Source organism: Pseudoalteromonas sp. BSi20311, from assembly GCF_000239875.1.
Taxonomy (GTDB): Bacteria; Pseudomonadota; Gammaproteobacteria; order Enterobacterales; family Alteromonadaceae; genus Pseudoalteromonas.
Genome location: NZ_BADU01000062.1, coordinates 1 through 18,481, shown reverse-complemented (window position 1 = coordinate 18,481; position 18,481 = coordinate 1). Strand labels below are relative to the sequence as shown.

Here is an 18,481-nt window from a genome sequence, read left to right as displayed (position 1 = left end):
GAACCCCGAACCCCCGAACCCCGAACCTCGCAACCCAACTTGTAGATGTTTAGACGTCCGTTGACATTTTTAAGTAAACAGATAACAATAGCAGCCTATTTTCAAGGTGCTTGCTAAACACTTCAAAGGTGTGATTTTTTTAGTAGGATAATCGGGAAGTTGGTGCGTTTTCATTGATGAAGTCAATCCCAACACTGCCCCCGCAACGGTAAAGTTATGCTGTATTTTATTATGGTAACTGAGTCCGGAGACCGGCCTTGATGTAATCTTACTTACTAACATCTTTGCGGTGGGCAGAGATAGGGAACATCATGATAAATAAAACTGCATTGGGTGTGGCTATTTCGGCTGCACTGTCTTTTTCTGCATCTGCAGAACAAACCATTGAAAGAATAACCGTTACTGCAAATAAATTTGAACAACCTATAAATGATGTATTAGCAAGTGTGGCAGTTATCGACCGCGCTGATATTGAAAAAGCGAATTACCGAGATTTACCTGCAATATTAAATACCATAGCTGGGATTGATATTGTCCGTAACGGCGGTTTAGGTCAAAAGGCAGATATATTTGTTCGCGGTGCCAGCGCTAAATATACCTTAGTACTGGTTGATGGTGTAAGAGTGAGCGATGCAAGCTCAGGTAGTGTATCGCTGACGAATATTCCAGTTAATAGTATCGAGCGTGTTGAAGTTATTAAAGGTGCCAGAGCAGCTATTTATGGCTCTGATGCGGTAGCCGGAGTAATTAATATTATTACCCGTAAAGCCTCAAATAACTCGCTTTCGGCTACTTTAGGCAGCCATAGCTACAGTAATTATCAGCTTGCTGGTGGGCTTGTAAAAGAGGCGCTTAGCTTTAATTATAATCTAGGCTACGAAGAGACAGATGGTTTTGATGTTACTGGCAAAGATCCTGTGGCTGAATACACCAAAGATCACGATGATGATGGCTACAAAAATAAAAACATTGGCTTTAATTTAGCGTATGAACTGGCTGAACTAGGTGAGTTGAGCTTACAGTCTCAGTACAGTGAAGGTGAAGCGCAGTATGACAACGCATGGGGTAACGATGCTTACGACTTTGAAAATTACACCGCTAAGCTAGGTTGGAAAAAAGCCTCAGAAATATATACCCAAAGTACTTCATTGAGTGTATCACAAGAAGAAAATACCCAAACAGGCACCGATGTGCAGCAAGTGTATAGCACAGAGCGTGTTGAGTTTGAATACCGAGGGCTTTATAGCCTAACGCAAGAGCTTGATTTATCAGGTGGTTTTAATTATTTGTCTGAGGATTTATCAAACTCGTCAGCAACGTCATCTGAAGAAAAACGCGATAACAACGCGTTGTTTATAGGCGCGTTTTATAGTCATCAACAATGGTTAGCAAATGCGGTTATCAGAACCGATGATTATGACTTCCACGGCCGTGCAAATACTTACAGTACTGGGCTTGGATATAAAGCCAATCAGTACGTAACGGTACGTTTAAATCATGGCACTGCATTTAGGGCGCCGTCTTTAATTAATGCGTTTGTAACTAACAGCCCATATTACCTACCAAATAATAATATTAAGCCTGAGGAAGCCTTAAATAATGAGTTTGGTGTTACCCTAGAAACTCAATGGGGGCGTTATGATATTGCTATTTTCGATAACCGTATCAATAATTTAATTAGTAATAATTATGATGCAGACTCAGGTAAATATATTGCAACTAACATAGATAAAGTATCTATGCAGGGGATAGAATTGTCGGCTGAGTTTTCAGCGTTAGGCTTTGAACACTCTGTTAATGTTAGTTTTTTAGATGCTACAGATGAAAAGACGAATACAGATTTACCACGCAGGCCTTCAGAGTCGTTTAATTATCAACTCGCCAAATCATGGGGCGATTTTGATGCCAGTTTAGATATGCAATATCGCTCATCGCGTCCATCAATTGCGTATTATGATTCTGAACTCGCTGGCTATACGGTATTTAATTTAGCAGCCAATTACCAGTTGCTTGATAATTTATCGTTAGCTGCTCGAATAGAAAATATTACTGATAAAGAATATTTTACTGCAGCAACAGGGTTTGCTGCCAGTGGTGAGCTATTAGGTTATAACAGCGCAGGAAGAACTTTCTTTGTGGGGGCAAATTACCAGTTTTAATTATCACTATTAGTTGCCGAAAAACAAATAGCCCAGCAAATTGCTGGGCTATTTGGTTAGCGCTTTAAAGCATTTTATTCACTTAAAAATTCGCTAAATTCGGTTTCAAACTTGTGCAACTTAGGCGCAATTAAAATACTACAGTAGCCTTGTTCTGGGTTTTCATTGTAGTAGTCTTGGTGAAAACTTTCAGCAGGGTAAAAAGTGGTTGCTGGGCTTACCTCTGTTACTATAGGCTCGCTAACATTAGTCTGCAGCTCTGCAATAACGGCCTGTGTTTGTAATTGTTGTTGCTGATCATGGTAATACACAACGCTGCGGTATTGAGTGCCTATATCGTTACCTTGGCGGTTTAACTGGGTAGCATCATGCAAAGTGAAAAACATCGCGAGTAGGGTTTCAAAGCTGATAATGCTGGCGTCAAACTCAACCTTAACCACTTCGGCATGCCCGCTATTGCCTGTGCAAATAGCTTTGTAGGTCGGGTTATCAGTGTGCCCGCCTGTGTAACCAGAACATACACTGAGTACCCCTCTAACACGCCTAAATGCTGCGTCAATACACCAAAAACAGCCGCCGCCTAGTGTTGCTACCTGTGTGGTCGAACTCATAAGTACTTCCTCAATTGTATGGTTATATGCACCAGAAAATAGCGCCGTAACAGCTAATTACGACGCTCAGAGTGACCTAAATCTCTTTAAGTGGTTTTTCAGCTGCTTGTTTATCCAGCTTTTGCTGTAAAAACTCTGGTGATTGCGTATTACGTGCTAAGGCATAATAAGCAGCAGGTACTACAAACAGAGTCAGTATGGTGGCAACTGTCACACCGGTAAATACCACCACACCAATAACCATTCGGCTTTCTGAGCCAGGACCTGAGGCCAACACCAAAGGCACAGCGCTCATAACTGTGGTCAGTGAGGTCATAATAATAGGACGTAAACGCTGGGTAGCGGCCTGCAAAATAGCTTCACTAAATTCTACGCCTTTATCACGTAACTGGTTGGTAAATTCAACGATCAGGATACCGTTTTTAGCGCTTAACCCGATGAGCATCACAATCCCTATTTGACTGTATATGTTAAGTGTTAAGCCCATACTCCATAGCCCAAACATGGCGCCCATTAACCCAAGCGGAACGGTAAGCATAATAACAAACGGGTGCATAAAACTTTCAAACTGAGCAGCGAGCACTAAAAAGGTCACGGTCAATGCCAACACAAACACATAGGTCATGGCTGAGGCACCTTCATAAAACAACTGCGACTCACCTTTGTAGTCAATGGCACCATCAATGTCGTTTTCCTCTGCGGCAACATTGTTTAAAAAGTTTAGTGCTTGTTCTAGTGTGTAACCATCAGCTAGGTTGGCACTTAAGGTAATTGCACGCATACGGTTATAGCGGTTTAAACGCGAGGCGGTAGCTTCTTCTTTTAAGCTTATTAGGCTATCGAGTGGCACGAGTTCATTGCTACGAGATTTAAGGTAAATATTTGAAATATCAGTTGGGTTTGCAAAGTCTTCTTTGGTTCCCTTTAAGATTACATCGTATTCTTCACCGCGGTCAATAAAGGTGGTTACTCGGCGTTGACCAAGCATGGTTTCAAGTGTACGCCCCACATCTGAGACTGATACGCCTAAGTCTGCAGCTTTATTTTTATCAATACTCACCAAGAATTGTGGAAAGGTTTCTTTATAATCATGGTCAATTCGCACTAATCCAGGGTTTTTCTCAGCACGTTTAATAATTCTATCGCGCCAATCAGCTAGCTGAGCATAATCATTACCTTGTAAAACAAACTCTATTGGTCGTGATGAACCACCACCTCCAATACCACGGCGCATAATTGCAAAAGCACGTACATCGGTGACCTCTCGCATTTTACCGCTTATTTCATCCATGACTTCCCAAGTTGAGCGTTTGCGTTTATCCCAATCCGCCATACCAACAATGGCTACACCACCACTGCCACCCCAGCCAGGAACTCGCACTAAAACTCTACTTAGTTCGCCAGATTCAGAGTAAGGCATTAAGCGCTCTTCAATTTTTGCCATATTGGCGGCATTATTCTCATAACTAGCGCCTTCAGGGCCATTCATAAGCACAAAGAAAGTGCCACGGTCTTCTTTAGGGGTAAGTTCAGACGGTATTTGTAAAAATAATGAATAACTAACAAACCCAGCCAAAACTAAGCTCAGCATTAAGCCCCATTTTCTGGTCATGTTTGACGCTAAAGCGTTACGGTATCCATTTTCTAATTTAGTAAAAAAGCGGTCCATGACTTGGCTAAACCTACTTTCTTTTTCAGAGGCCTTTAACACCTTTGAACACAATGCCGGAGAGAGTGTTAATGCAGTAATGCTGGAGAAAAACACGGCAGCACTCACCGCCATTGCAAACTCTGTAAATAGTGCGCCTATTCGTCCTTCCATAAACACTAATGGTACAAACACAGAGATCAGCACTAGGGTGGTGGCTATAATTGCAAAGCCCACTTCGCGGGCGCCGCGATAAGCCGCTAATAAAGGCGGCTCCCCAAGCTCTATGCGCCGATGAATATTCTCTAGCATTACAATGGCGTCATCTACCACTAAGCCTATTGCTAATACCAGTGCTAGTAGAGTTAATAAGTTAATTGAATAACCCATTGCTAATAAAAACATAAAACTACTGACTAGGGCGACCGGTACAGTGACCGCAGGAATGAGTGTGGCGCGAATATTCCCTAAAAATATAAAGATAATTAGCACCACAAGTCCCATAGAAATCCCCAAGGTTTTGTATACCTCGTTAATTGACTCCTTAATAAATACTGAAGAGTCGTAACTGTCTTCTATGGTGGTGCCTTCTGGTAAGTTACGCTTAATTTTTTCCAGTTCACTACGAGCATTATCAACCACAGTCAGGGTATTGGCTTTGGCCTGCTTAACAATACCCATACCTATCATATTACGGCCATTTCCGCGGAATAAACTTTCATCATCGGCGGCTTCTAATTTTACGTCAGCCACTTCGCCTAGACGCACTAAATAGCCATCCTCACCTCGTTTAATAACAAGGTTTTGAAAATCGCGTTGGTTTTTGTAACTGCGTGCGGTACGCACAGTAAAATCACGGTCTACCGATTCAATTTCACCCGCCGGAAGCTCTACATTTTCACTACGCAGTGTTTGCTCTATATCACTAGAGGTAATGCCGCGGGCTGCCATTGCTTGGCGGTTGAGCCATACTTTCATGGCATACTTTCGCTCACCCCCAATACGCACATTCGATACGCCATCAACTACAGCTAAACGGTCAACAATAAAACGTTGTGCATAATCAGAAAGTTGTAACGAGTCCATGGTTTCACTATTAAGTACAAACCATGCAATAGGGCTTTCATCACTGTTTGACTTTGATACCTCAGGAGGGCGCACTTGCTCTGGTAGGCTATCAAGTGCTCGCGCAACACGTTCGCGCACATCGTTAGAGGCATCGTCTATGTCACGGCTAATATTAAACTCAATGGTAATGTTTGAGCGGCCATTACGACTCGATGAATTAATGCTTTTGATACCCTCAATACCCGAAATACGGTTTTCGATAACTTGGGTTATTTTGGTTTCAATAATCTCTGCAGATGCACCCGTATATTCAGTACTAATATTTACAATTGGCGTTTCAATATCAGGGTACTCGCGCAGTGGCAGCATGCTAAAAGCAACTAGGCCAAAGGTAAGTAGGAGTAAGTTAATAACAATCGCAAAAACGGGGCGTTTAACGCTAGTATCGGTAATTTTCACGTGTTACCCCTTAACGCTTACTTTGCTACCAGAGCGAATTTTAATAATTCCCTCGGTAACAATCTGCTCGCCATTAGTTAGCCCTTTGTCTATTGCAACCCAGCCATTGTTTCTACTTGCAACATGCACTTCTATTCGTTTTGCGATGCCATCTTCAATTTGAAAAACATAGTGTTTATCTTGAAGTGGAATAATGGCTTTTTCAGGAACCATAAGCGCTTGATTGCTGCTTAGCTCTAGTGCGGTATTAAGTAGCATACCTGGACGCAGTAAACCCGATTTATTGGCAAAACTTGCCGTTACTTCTATGCTGCGAGTGATTGAATCGATACGTGAGCTTATATGGGTTACTTTTCCGCTGAAGGTTTGATCAGGGTAAGCATCGTTTTGAGTGCGAACCGTCATTCCGTTTTTCAGTTGAGCTAAATATTTTTCAGGCACTTTAAAATCAACTTTTATGATACTGATATCATCTAAGGTTGTAATTACCGTGCTGTTATTAACATAAGCACCTACTGAGATTTCACGTTTGCCCAATAGCCCTGAGAAAGGGGCGGTAATAGCCATTTCATTAAGTTTGGTTTTGGCACTTTCTAGTTGTGCTTCGCTGGCATCAACGCGGGCTAGTTGTTCTTCAAGTAATGACTTGGCAGTCGCTTGTGAGCGAGAAAGTTCAGTAAGTTTGGTTAGTTGGCGTTTTTCTTCTTGTAAATTAATGCTAAGTTCTTTTACTGCAAATTGTTCTTGTTGGTTTTGCAGTTGCACTAATTTTTGCCCTTTGCTGACCAAGTCGCCGTCTTCGAAGTAAATGTTGGTAACATAATCGTTTTGTGCGCTTTTAATATAGATAGCCTGATTAGCTCTGGCACTACCGATGGCTTCAATCATAATAGCATTTTCTTGCGACTCTACAGTGTGTGCAGATACTTGCGTTGCCATTGCTGAGTAATCAGCTTGCTCGCCTTGTGATGCGGGCAAGTATAAATAAACACTAAAAATTAATAGTAACGAAATAATAAATGGAAATAGGGCTTTACCTGATTGTCTTGAGTGCATTGTTTTCATACCTGAAAATTAATTATAAGTATTGTACGAAATCAGGACAAAAAAAGGCGGTTATGTGTCTCATTAATTTGTGCGTTAGGCGTAAAAATAAATAATACTTATTAATTGTGTAGTGAGATAAATGATTATAGGAGTTAATTGGTGAACTTCAAAACATCATGCAAACGTTGTTTAACACTGAGAAAGTTAGTCTTGTGGGCTATTATTATGTTTATATTTTATATGGCGTTTTTTCAGTATGGCTAATATAAAAAAACAAACACTCAAATACCGAGCGCAAGGCGCTAAAAATGGGATTGAAATACTGGTAGTAGGGAGTATTGGTTTAATTTTTATCATGCTATTCAATTTATTGCGCCCAGGTGAAATCAGTATTATTGAAATTTTTTTAGTAAGTTTATGTATTGCAGCAATTTTAATAGGTTTTTTTAAAACACAAGAACCTTTTTATAGTATTATTTTAACTGAGCAGCAATTAACATATCAGCATAAGTACGGGCAGTGGACTTTAAACCAAGAAAACATGCACCATTGTGGTATTCCTAAAGTTGATAATGGTATTGATCACCTTGAGCTTAACGCGATTGGTATTAAACTTAACGATGTAGATACATTTTTAGCTGCTTTAGCTCCAAGAATGGCGGGTAAACTACTAATAGAGCAGCGGCACTTTTTTATGCAAGTTGTTCAAAAAAATTGCAAGAATGGGCATTGCCCATCAGAATGGTTAGTTGAAGATAATAAATATAGGTCAAAAAAAGGAATTGACTATAATGGACTTATAGCTATGTTTGCTAATAGGGCTAAGCATCTTCAGCTTTTAACAGGGTATGACTTACTATTACCTGCAAGTGTAATAGAAAGTGATATTTGGGAATTTAGCGCAAATTTAAATAAATGGAAGCGTGATCCTTCTCAGTTTATAAAGTCGCAGTGTGAATAATAATATAACGACTCTCTGCGGAATTAGGAATAACTATGAGCCAAGACAGATCTTTCATTAAAAGTGGTCGAAATACCATTATACATAAAGATAAAAAGCTAGATTTAGTGATTGTTAATGGTGACAATCACCCTCGAATCAAAGTAACAGGAAATGGTCTTGAACCATTTAAAGAAGAGCTGCCAAAAAACCGCCGAGATGCAAAAGAGCGTTACCTAGATATAGTTTATATTTCTAGTGCTGATGTATTTAGTGAAGAAAAGCAGTTGTTGTTTATCCAATCCTTAGATGGCCGCGAGTACAAAGTAGATTACAGTAAAGTTGGCACTAAGTTATTTGTCCGTATTCATCAAGATAGCTATTTATAACACTACACTGGCACTTTTATTGCTAGATTGTCTTATTGGATAATTTTAGGATACAAAGGTGCTAAGTATGAGAGCCATTTCGTTAATACCCCTTATGTCATGTTTGCTTTTAGCGGCATGTGGAGGAGGTGGTAGTGATAACAGCGATATTAAAACGTCAGTATTTGCAGGTAACGACCTTCAAGTTGTAGAAAAATCAGACTTTACTATTTCTGCGAAAGGCTCACCCGCAGACGGTACATTTACTTGGCAACGTGTGAGCGGCCCCATTATAGATGTTTTTCCGCTTGAAGGGGCTGAACAAACCATTACTGCGCCAGATGTAAAGTCTGATAGTGAATTGGTCTTAAGAGTGAGCTATCAAACGTCAGATGGCAGTTTAGTCAATGACGATTTGAGTGTTTTTATTGCCTCTAATAACCAGCTTCCAGTTGCTGTTGTTACTCAAGTTGCCCCTGACAACTTACCCTCAGTTTATAATGATACTGTAACCTTAAGTGGTTTAGCTTCCACAGATCCTGATGAAAATGGCGAAATTAGTCGTTACCTTTGGCAACTATTGTCTGGGCCTGATTTAACAATAGATAGCTACACCAATTCAACCCTAAGTTTCACCCATCCATTATTAGAAAATAACACCAACTTAAAATGGCAACTCACCGTAACTGATGATGAAGGCGGAGTATCTGCATCACAATTCGATATGACTCTTAATAAAACAGCACAGGTCATTATTGCCAATGCGGGAGCTGATCAAACTGTAGAAGAGTTTGATAAAGTGATTTTAGATGCCACTGCTAGTGAGGCGGCAACTCAGTCTTATCAGTGTAGGTGGCAACAACTTACCGGAAATAGTGAAACTTTAACCGACTCACAGTCATGTAAAGCCAACTTTTTTGCTTCTGACATTGATTTAAACGCAACCCTTAGTTTTGAAGTGCAAGTTATGGACTTAAAAGGACGGACTGACACAGATACAGTATTTGTTGATATAACTCCCAAAGCGCTTGGATTAATAAACGACACTGGGGTTGGAGAGTGTTATAACAATACTCAACGTATTAATTGTAATAATGATGAGTTTCCAGCTCAAGATGCTGATCTTGGCAGAGATAGTTTTGCAAATCGGTTAGGTAAAGTGGGTAAAGGTAATCTGGCTTTTGATTACACCAAACTTAATGAGTTCGCTGATGAGTTGTTAGATGACGCACAAAACTTTAGCTGCATTCGCGATAATACAACCGGTCTTGTTTGGGAAGTAAAAAGTCCCTATTCCGGTGTGTTACCAAATACTTCGTTGCGTGATGGACAAAACCGTTATATTTGGCAAGGGACTGTCAATAGTGGCGATGTAACGGGTAGTGCTAACACCACGTGCCCAAGTAATAGAAATTGCGGATTGCAAACCTATATAGATGAGGTTAACGCCCTTGATTTTTGTGGTGGTAGTAACTGGCGTTTACCCACTTATACTGAACTTTTAGGTTTAATTGATTACGGTAAACAAGGGCAAAATATATTAATAGATACTGCTTTTTTCCCTAATACACCACCCAGCAATATTTTAGAACATTTACGTTACTGGACTTCACAAACCGCGGTTGATGGCAGCAGTTTATCTCAGGCTTATACTATCGATATGGTGGATGGCAACGATTTAGCTTACCCCAAAGATAATGTCGCTTACGTGCGCTTAGTTAGAAACCGTTAGGGGATTATTATGAAATTAATTAAAGTTTTTATGTTGTTCACTTTGGGATTGAGCTCATCACTTGCAGCGCAGCAGTGTTATCAGGAAGTTGCAACTAGCGATGACACAGATAGATTTGTGATTAATATTGATGGCACTGTATCAGACACTAAAACGGGGTTAATGTGGCAGCGTTGTAATTATGGTCAAGTTTATAATAGTGAAACAAATCGCTGTGACGGTGATACACAGCCACTAAATTGGCAGGCGTCACTCAAAGGAGCATTTAACGACACTTCGGCAGGTTATAACGACTGGCAAGTACCAAGTATTAAAGAGTTGGCCAGTATTGTTGATCACCGTTGTACGGAGCCAAGCATAAATGTAGGTGTGTTTTTAGCAACGCAGTCGCAAAATTACTGGTCTAATACTTCAGGTATTAGCAATATGAATTCGGCATGGGTTTATCAATTTGCCAGTGGTTTAAATAGCTTACATGCAAAAACAAGTAACGTGTATTTACGGCTTGTACGCTATGAAAAGTAATCAAATGAGATAGCTTGTAGCCACTAGAGCTGAGGTTATTTAATCTAAGCTCTAGTTATTTACACTATTTTAATAATAAAGCTTGGTTGTAGTTGTCACCCAGGCTATTTTTTTGCCATTATAGGCCGTGAATTAATGACCAAGGACTATAAAGGTGTACTTAAGCTATTTTGGTTTACAAGAAAAGCCATTTTCAATTTCGCCGAACCCTCATTACTTATTTTTAAGTGAGCGCCACAAAGAAGCCTTAGCACATCTTACCTATGGGCTAGGTGAAGATGGTGGCTTTGTGTTGTTAACTGGTGAGGTAGGGACAGGTAAAACCACCATAACACGTAGTATGCTAGAGCGGTTGCCTGAAAACACCCAAGTCGCCATGATCCACAACCCCGCTTTATCAGAGTTAGAATTACTGGCTAGTATTTGTGACGAACTACAAATTACTTACGATGCCCAAAATGCCACATTGAAAAGTTTAACGGATGTCATTAAAAAGCACCTTGAGTTTAATAATAAAGCGGGTGGTCATACTATTTTAATTATTGATGAAGCACAGTTGCTTGCCCCCGATGTGCTTGAACAATTGCGCTTATTAACCAATATTGAAACCGACCATAAAAAATTACTACAAATAGTATTAGTAGGGCAGCCTGAGTTACAGGTACTTCTAAAGCGAAATGAGTTAAGACAGCTAGCACAGCGAATTACCGCTAGATACCACTTATTAGCATTAACACCAGGGCAGACTATTGCCTATATTCAACACCGATTACATATAGCGGGTTGTGATAAGAAAGTATTTTCTATGGATGCTATGCAGATGGTGCATCAACTGACAGGTGGTGTACCACGGTTAATGAACCTTGTTTGTGAACGTGCATTAGTAGGCGCTTTTTCCAAGCAGCAAGAGCTTGTTGATAGCGACATTATTAAACAAGCAGCAAGTGAATCTTTACCTATCGACTTTATTGCAACAAATAATAAGCCCAGAAAAACGAGTTCGATTTGGCCTTATAGTGCTGCAGTGTTAACGCTTTTTGGTGCAGGGATTGGCCTGTCTTTTATTTTTTAGTTAGGTGGTTCATGTCTTATTTATTAGATGCGTTAAAGCAATCAAAACACGAAACTATGAGCGCAGAGCAGTATGACTTGCAAGCGCAACAATTAAAACAACAACGTCAATTGTTGACCTATCGCCGAATTAGCTTTTTACTCGCAGGTAGTCTAGTTGCCGTGGGTATACTGGTTAGTGGCTTTTTTGTCGGTAAATGGTTACAGCAAGAAAATGCAGCGATAAACAATAGCCATGCACAGAATGAAATTTCTCAAACTACTCTCGTGCAAAAAAAGTCTGAGATGTTAAAAGAAACGCCTTCAAGTAAAGAAAAAGCCTTAGAAACGGTTAGTTCTGCAGAAGTAACGTCTCCAGAGCTAAGCCAAACGGCTGTGCCTAACAGTACGCCAACAATAGCAGGGCAGCTAGTTTATGTTCAAACTCCAACCGGTGTGCAGCAAATGTTGCTTACGCCACAAGGCCAGTATTTGTCAATGAGCACTGCTCAATCGCCTCAAATGCAAACGCAAAATTATTCGACGCAGAATAACGTATCACCTAGCTTTCAACCGAGTAATCAACCGCAAAGTGTGCAAACTCAAACAGCGAAAAGAACACTCAGTGCCGATGAGCTGAGTAAATATAAAGTGTTAGGCAAGCCGCTGAATCAAACTGTACCCGAGCAACGGCCATCATCGCCTAGTGAACTTGATGCTGTTCCCGACACGCTTAAAAATGCGTTTGCGCAAGCGGTGAATAACACAGAGAAAGCAGCCGACTACGAAGTAACCCAAGGCTCTCGTCTTTCATCACGAGTACAACCTGTTGAGCTACTGCCTGATGGCCTGCAAAGTATGTTACCTAGTATTAAGTATCAGGCGCATATTTATTCTTCAACGGCAGATAAACGCTGGATAAAGCTCAATGGTAGAGAGTTATATGAAGGGGAGTCTATCGGTGCGTTGAAGGTGCTAGAAATAGCGCCTGATCAGAGCGTACTTGACTTTGATGGTTATGAGTTTAGCTTAAAAGCGCTGCAAGATTGGCCACAATAGTGGCCAATTAACTAAAGATAGAGTGCCTATAAAAGCTCTCTAAATCTATATTATATTCTTTGGGTTTTACTGCTGACTCAAGTGTGTCTTGCGTTCTTTTATTTGATAAATCAACATCTTTAACTTCAGTGTAATGCCCATGTTTTGCATTGAAAAACGTTTTTACTACCGGTTTTAATGGCGTAGCTGGATTGCTTTGGGTAACGAGTCCCACTTTTTGGCTGGAAAGTTTTACCAGTGTGCCTACTGGGTGAATACCAATGCATTGAATAAACTTATTCAGCAGTGCGCCATCAAAGCTATCTGGGCAACCTTGTTTTAATATTTTAAACGCCCTAATAGGCTCCATACCCGCTTTGTAAACGCGTTCAGCGGTTAATGCATCATAAACATCAACAATAGAGGCCATACGAACGTACTGGCTTATTTCATCGCCCTTTTTACCAAAGGGGTAGCCTTTGCCATCTAAGCGCTCATGGTGCATACCTGCGATATCAACGGCAATTCCCGTTAACCCTGCGTCTTCTAATATTTCTTTGCTAAAGCGAGCATGGTTTTGCATCACTTTGAATTCTTCATCACTGTAGCGACCAGGCTTGTTAAGAATTACGTCAGGTATTTTTATCTTTCCCATATCGTGTAATAGGGCACCTGTGGCAAGTTCTTCAATGATTGGTTTTTCAATATCGAGATGTTTTGCAAAAATACTCATCAAAATAGAGACATTTATCGAGTGCTCTAGTAAGTAGGCATCTTTTTGGCGCATTTGGGTAATACATGCCAGTGCATCTTGGTTTCTAAATACGGAGTCTATAAATCCACTAGCCAGTTCTTTAAAAGGCGCAACATCAACAGTGCGGCCAGACTCTATATCGCCAAATGCTTTGGTTTGTAGGTTTTTTGCTTCATCGTAAAGCTTTTTGGCTTTCCCCATCTCTTGCTCAGCACTGTGGGTTATTAACCAAGGGTCGCGCTTTTTGATTTCGTGCTTAGCGGTTGAAATTGGTTGTTGTTCGGGCTCTTCAGATGTGAGCATTTTATCAGGATCGATTTCAACTTCTAAAATCCCTGCTTTTATTAACTTATCAATTCCTGTTTGAGTTTTAACCCAGCCTTGGTTTTTTATTCTAATGCTGCCGGTTTGTTTAATAACTTTTTGTACAAACATGCCGGGCTTTAGCTGTGAGGTAGGAATGGTTTTCAAAGTGAACTCTAGTTAACAAGTATTGTTAGAGAAAGTAACAAAGAAATTCACATTTAGAAATAAAAAAGGCATCAAATAGATGCCTTTATTTAGATTAATGCATTAATTGCTATTCATCATCTTCAACAAGTGTCATTAACGAGGTATTACCGCCTGATGCCGTTGTATCTATACTGATGGTTTTTTCAGTAATTAAGCGCTTAATTAGCGTGTCGTAATACTCAGAGCTGATCACTGGCAGTATAGCGCCTTTACGTTGTGCAAGCTGTTGGCTGAAGTAGCCTAAGCGAGAAGAACGTGCAGCAACTACCGCACCGGCTAGGTGAGGATGCGCCAATATCGCTTGTAACTGATTTGGTTTAGCTACTTGGAAAACACCTTCAGCAACGCCGGTTGCAATAAACTTATCTCTAAAAGCAACGGCTTCATCATAAAATATTTCAGATGCTACCGTTATTACTGTGTTACCAGCAGCAAGTGCGGTAATGATTGATAGTGCCCAAAAGTTAAATGAGGTGCTTTTATCTGCGTAACATACTACACAGCCGCGTGCTTCAAGGTGAAGTGTGTTCGACTCACCTGTTGGCCCTGGTAAGGTTGTATATTTGCGCATGTGCTTTTCTAAGCGGTTTAACTGAGCGCGAGCATCTGCAAGTGTTAACGCTAAATCGTCTGCAAGGTCGTCAATAATTTCAACGGTTGCTACTTTCGCTAATAATTGACGTACCGCAGAGACACGGTCGTTAAGTGGTGTCGCACGCCAAATTTTTTCATCGCGCATAGAGTTAACCATCAGCTTTTCTACTTGCTCATTTGCGCCACTGTAGTGGTGTAAATCAAGCTCATCTGGCGTTAGGTTGGTCATTTGCACGTTATCTGGCGATGCTTTTTCTTTTATTAAGCGTTGTAGGTAGTTTGGTCCACCCGCTTTAGGGCCAGTACCTGATAGTCCTCGGCCACCAAACGGTTGTACACCAACAATTGCACCAATCATATTACGGTTCACGTATACATTACCTGCGCGCGACATTTTAGCTAAGTGTTCACAGCGCTCTTCGATACGAGAGTGAATACCCATTGTTAAGCCGTAGCCGGTGTTGTTAATTTGGTCGACAACACTATCAAGCTCACTCGCTTTAAAGCGAATCACATGTACACACGGGCCAAATACTTCACGTTTTAATACCGATAAGTCTTTGATTTCGTATAAACGTGGTGCAAAGAAAAATGCGCCATTTTCGCTGTTATCAGGAATTTTACACTCGTAGTGAAGTGTTGCATTACCTTTTAGGTATTCAACATGATCATTAAGTGTTTTCAGCGCTTTTTCATCAATTACAGGGCCTACGTCGGTAGAGAGTAGTGATGGGTCGCCAATATGCAACTCAGCAAGTGCGCCTTTAAGCATGTCGATAATGCCATCGGCTACATCTTCTTGAATAAATAGCACGCGTAATGCTGAACAACGTTGACCGGCACTTTGGAAACCAGAACTGATAACATCATCAACAACTTGCTCAGGGAGCGCTGTTGAGTCAACAATCATACAGTTTTGACCACCAGTTTCTGCAATTAAAGGCACCTGAATATCGTTACGTGCCGCTAATGTTTGCGAGATAAGCGTGCCCGTTTCAGTTGAACCTGTAAACATAACGGCTTGAATGCGCTCATCTGGCACAATGGTTTTGCCTACTTCGCTACCGCGAGCAATCACAGGCTGTACAACGTGCTCAGGTAAACCAACAGAAAGCATTAGTTCAATGGCGCGAAGAGCGATTAAGCTCGTCTGTTCTGCTGGTTTTGCAATTACTGTGTTACCCGTAACAATGGCCGCTGCAACTTGACCCAAGAAAATCGCTAGCGGGAAATTCCATGGGCTAATACATAAAATAACACCACGGGCTTCAAAGCGCTCATCTTGCGCAAGCTCTTCAGCACGGGCTGCGTAGTAACGACAAAAATCAACCGCTTCACGTACTTCATCAATACCATCTTGTGCTACTTTACCTGCTTCTTTAATACAGATAGCCACAAGTTCATCATGATGACGTTCTAAGATATCAGCAACGCGACGCAATAAATTAGCGCGCTCTTTTACAGGTGTTTGCGACCATGATTCAAATGCGGTTTCAGCGTTGGCTAGCAACACTTTCATTTCATCGCTATTTTGTAATTTAATATGGCCAATAATTTCTTTATGGTTTGCTGGATTTTTAACTGCCAGCGCACCCTCAGGTACTTGGCTTTCTTCAATTAAGTGCTCTTCAAACCAAGTGTCTAAATTTTCTTTAAACGGGGTGATCACGTTAATATCAGTTAAATCCATACCTTTTGAGTTGGCACGTTCTTCACCGTATAAATCAATTGGCATTTTTATTTGCGTGTTGTACTTATTACGTAAACCTTGCAGCGTTTCAACAGGATCTGGTAATAATGCTTCAACCGGTTGAGTGGTATCTACAATGGCATTTACAAATGATGAGTTAGCGCCATTTTCTAGTAAACGACGAACAAGGTAAGCAAGCAGGTCTTCGTGTTGGCCTACCGGAGCATATACACGACACTGAATTTTTTCTTCATTAACGATTTGGTCAAATAAAGATTCACCCATACCGTGCAAACGTTGGAATTCAAAACCCTGGTTATCACCTTTCGCTACTTCTAAAATAGTCGCAGCAGTATAGGCGTTGTGTGTTGCAAATTGCGGGTAAAGTACATCACGTGCTTCAAGCATTTTAATCGCACACGCTTTGTATGACACATCTGTGGTTGCTTTACGCGTAAACACCGGGAAAAAATCTAAACCATCTTGTTGTGTGGTTTTGATTTCGGTATCCCAGTATGCGCCTTTTACTAAACGCACCATCATTCTGCGACCCACGCGGGTTGCTAGGTCTGTTAACCATTCAATTACAAAAATAGCGCGTTTTTGATAAGCCTGAACCGCTAAGCCAAACCCTTGCCAATCGCCAAGGTCGTCATCGCTAAATACCGCTTCAATTACATCGAGTGAAATATCTAAACGGTCTGCTTCTTCAGCATCAACAGTAAACCCGATGTCGTATTTTTTAGCGGCAAGTGCAAGTTCTTTTAGTTTTGGAACGATTTCTTCCATTACGCGTTCTTTATGAGTGAACTCATAACGCGGATGAATAGCCGATAACTTTACAGAAATACCCGGGCTTTTAATCGGGCCACGACCATTCGCCGCTTTACCGATAGCATGAATCGCATTCATGTAGCTATCAAAGTAACGCTTAGCGTCTTTCATTGTGCGAGCGCCTTCACCTAGCATATCGTATGAATATACATAGCCTTTTTGCTCTTTTTCAGCAGCGCGCTCAATTGCTTCGTTAATGGTACGACCCATTACGAATTGCTTACCCATTATCTTCATCGCGAAGTTAACAGATTTACGGATAACAGGCTCGCCTAAACGACCAATTGTTTTTTTAAGTATGCCAAACTGCTGCTCTTTGGTTTTGTCGTTATAGTTAACCATTTTACCGGTTACTAATAATCCCCAAGACGAGGCATTAACGAATAAAGAATCACTACTACCTAAGTGAGAGCTCCAATCGCCATTTGCTAATTTATCACGTATTAATGTTTCTTGAGTTGCTTTATCAGGAACGCGAAGCAGTGCTTCGGCTAAACACATTAATACCACACCTTCTTCACTCGATAGTGAAAATTCATTTAATAGCGCATCAACACCGCTTTGACCATCTTGGTCTTTACGAATGTTTAAAACTATTTGGCGAGCTCTTTCCCATGCACGGCTTCGTGCTTTAACACCGACTTCTGCAAGTGGTAAAATGTGATCAATAACCGCATTTTCATCAATACGGTAAAAGTCACGGATCTTTTGTCTGATCGGACAAGTCGTTGTTAAATCGCCATTGAATAACATAAGCAACCCTCAGGAGTGTTAAGACTTAGGATAATTGTTAATTATCGCTAAATGTTGTTGGTGTAAAGCGTGCATTCTAATTAAAATCCAGCAGAATATGCTGGTTAATTTTGCCGTTTTACGATAATTTACAGGGCATATTATTAACTTATCCATATAAAATACTGATATGACTAATCCGAATAGATTACGCCTGCTTGATCGTATCGATATATCAATTTTAGACGTTTTGCAGCGCAATGGTAGAATTTCAAATGTTAACCTCGCAAAGCAGGTTAATTTAAGCCCCAGTCCCTGTTTAGATAGGGTTAAACGTTTAGAGCAAGAGGGCTATATTGAGGGTTACTTCGCCAAGCTAAGTGAGGAAAAACTTAACCAAAGCTTAGTGGCCCACGTACAGGTATCGTTAGTTACCTCAAATACAGCGGTATTTAAAGTATTTCGTGAGCATATTCTTAAAATTAAGCAGGTTGTTGAATGTGATATGGTAGCCGGTGGCTATGACTACTTATTAAAAATTCGCGTTTCCAACATGGACGAATACAGAGAAGTATTAGGTGATTTGGTTGATATCCCAGGAGTCGGAACCCATCACACGTACATGGTGATAGAAAAAATCAAACAAGATACTGGACTGCGTTTAGATATGTAATGCAGAGTATTTTATTAAAAATAAACTATAGCAGGCATAAAAAAAG

At 40.7% G+C, this 18,481-nt stretch carries 13 protein-coding genes and 1 riboswitch; of the genes, 8 read left to right on the top strand and 5 right to left on the bottom strand.

The genetic code is table 11. The annotated features are described in order from the left end of the window. Positions 1-109 precede the first annotated feature (109 nt). Positions 110-275, top strand: a riboswitch (cobalamin riboswitch). 36 nt (positions 276-311) lie between these two features. Continuing rightward, complete coding sequence (locus P20311_RS06525; protein ID WP_008110921.1) at positions 312-2,159, top strand: TonB-dependent receptor domain-containing protein; 1,848 nt, start codon at positions 312-314, stop codon at positions 2,157-2,159. Positions 2,160-2,233: 74 nt separating this feature from the next. Here the strand turns inward: P20311_RS06525 and msrA are convergent, their stop codons facing one another. The 3 genes from msrA to P20311_RS06510 all read right to left on the bottom strand — a co-directional run bounded on the left by msrA (position 2,234) and on the right by P20311_RS06510 (position 7,001). Next, a complete protein-coding gene (gene msrA, locus P20311_RS06520) occupies positions 2,234-2,770 on the bottom strand; it encodes a peptide-methionine (S)-S-oxide reductase MsrA (protein ID WP_008110918.1) in 537 nt (178 codons plus the stop codon). A gap of 76 nt (positions 2,771-2,846) precedes the next feature. Continuing rightward, positions 2,847-5,945, bottom strand: coding sequence for an efflux RND transporter permease subunit (locus P20311_RS06515; RefSeq protein WP_008110916.1), 3,099 nt, complete (start codon positions 5,943-5,945; stop codon positions 2,847-2,849). Positions 5,946-5,948: 3 nt separating this feature from the next. Then, positions 5,949-7,001: an efflux RND transporter periplasmic adaptor subunit gene (locus P20311_RS06510; RefSeq protein ID WP_008110914.1), complete on the bottom strand. Its 1,053-nt coding sequence runs from the start codon at positions 6,999-7,001 to the stop codon at positions 5,949-5,951. A gap of 247 nt (positions 7,002-7,248) precedes the next feature. On the opposite strand from P20311_RS06510, the gene P20311_RS06505 reads away from it, so the two are divergent. The 6 genes from P20311_RS06505 (at position 7,249) to P20311_RS06480 (ending at position 12,666) form a co-directional block, all read left to right on the top strand. Continuing rightward, on the top strand, positions 7,249-7,953 hold the full coding sequence (locus tag P20311_RS06505; protein WP_008110912.1) for a DUF2982 domain-containing protein: 705 nt from the start codon (positions 7,249-7,251) through the stop codon (positions 7,951-7,953). Between the two features lie 35 nt (positions 7,954-7,988). Beyond that, positions 7,989-8,321, top strand: coding sequence for a hypothetical protein (locus tag P20311_RS06500; protein ID WP_008110910.1), 333 nt, complete (start codon positions 7,989-7,991; stop codon positions 8,319-8,321). Positions 8,322-8,388: 67 nt separating this feature from the next. Continuing rightward, positions 8,389-10,032, top strand: coding sequence for a DUF1566 domain-containing protein (locus P20311_RS06495; RefSeq protein ID WP_008110909.1), 1,644 nt, complete (start codon positions 8,389-8,391; stop codon positions 10,030-10,032). A 9-nt stretch (positions 10,033-10,041) separates the two neighbouring features. Further along, the gene (locus P20311_RS06490) at positions 10,042-10,557 is read left to right on the top strand and encodes a DUF1566 domain-containing protein (RefSeq protein ID WP_008110907.1); all 516 of its coding nucleotides are present in this window, start codon (positions 10,042-10,044) and stop codon (positions 10,555-10,557) included. A 154-nt stretch (positions 10,558-10,711) separates the two neighbouring features. Then, positions 10,712-11,629: an ExeA family protein gene (locus tag P20311_RS06485; RefSeq protein ID WP_008110906.1), complete on the top strand. Its 918-nt coding sequence runs from the start codon at positions 10,712-10,714 to the stop codon at positions 11,627-11,629. Positions 11,630-11,640: 11 nt separating this feature from the next. Continuing rightward, entirely contained in the window at positions 11,641-12,666 is a 1,026-nt protein-coding gene (locus P20311_RS06480) for a general secretion pathway protein GspB (RefSeq protein ID WP_008110904.1), read from the top strand. Positions 12,667-12,673: 7 nt separating this feature from the next. On the opposite strand, the gene P20311_RS06475 is transcribed toward P20311_RS06480, so the two are convergent. Next, on the bottom strand, positions 12,674-13,870 hold the full coding sequence (locus tag P20311_RS06475; RefSeq protein ID WP_036984936.1) for an HD-GYP domain-containing protein: 1,197 nt from the start codon (positions 13,868-13,870) through the stop codon (positions 12,674-12,676). A gap of 109 nt (positions 13,871-13,979) precedes the next feature. Further along, positions 13,980-17,783: a bifunctional proline dehydrogenase/L-glutamate gamma-semialdehyde dehydrogenase PutA gene (putA, locus tag P20311_RS06470; protein WP_008110901.1), complete on the bottom strand. Its 3,804-nt coding sequence runs from the start codon at positions 17,781-17,783 to the stop codon at positions 13,980-13,982. Positions 17,784-17,952: 169 nt separating this feature from the next. On the opposite strand from putA, the gene P20311_RS06465 reads away from it, so the two are divergent. Then, positions 17,953-18,435 carry a winged helix-turn-helix transcriptional regulator gene (locus tag P20311_RS06465; RefSeq protein WP_008110899.1) on the top strand — a complete coding sequence of 161 codons (483 nt, stop codon included), beginning with the start codon at positions 17,953-17,955 and terminating at the stop codon, positions 18,433-18,435. The last annotated feature ends 46 nt before the right edge of the window (positions 18,436-18,481 follow it).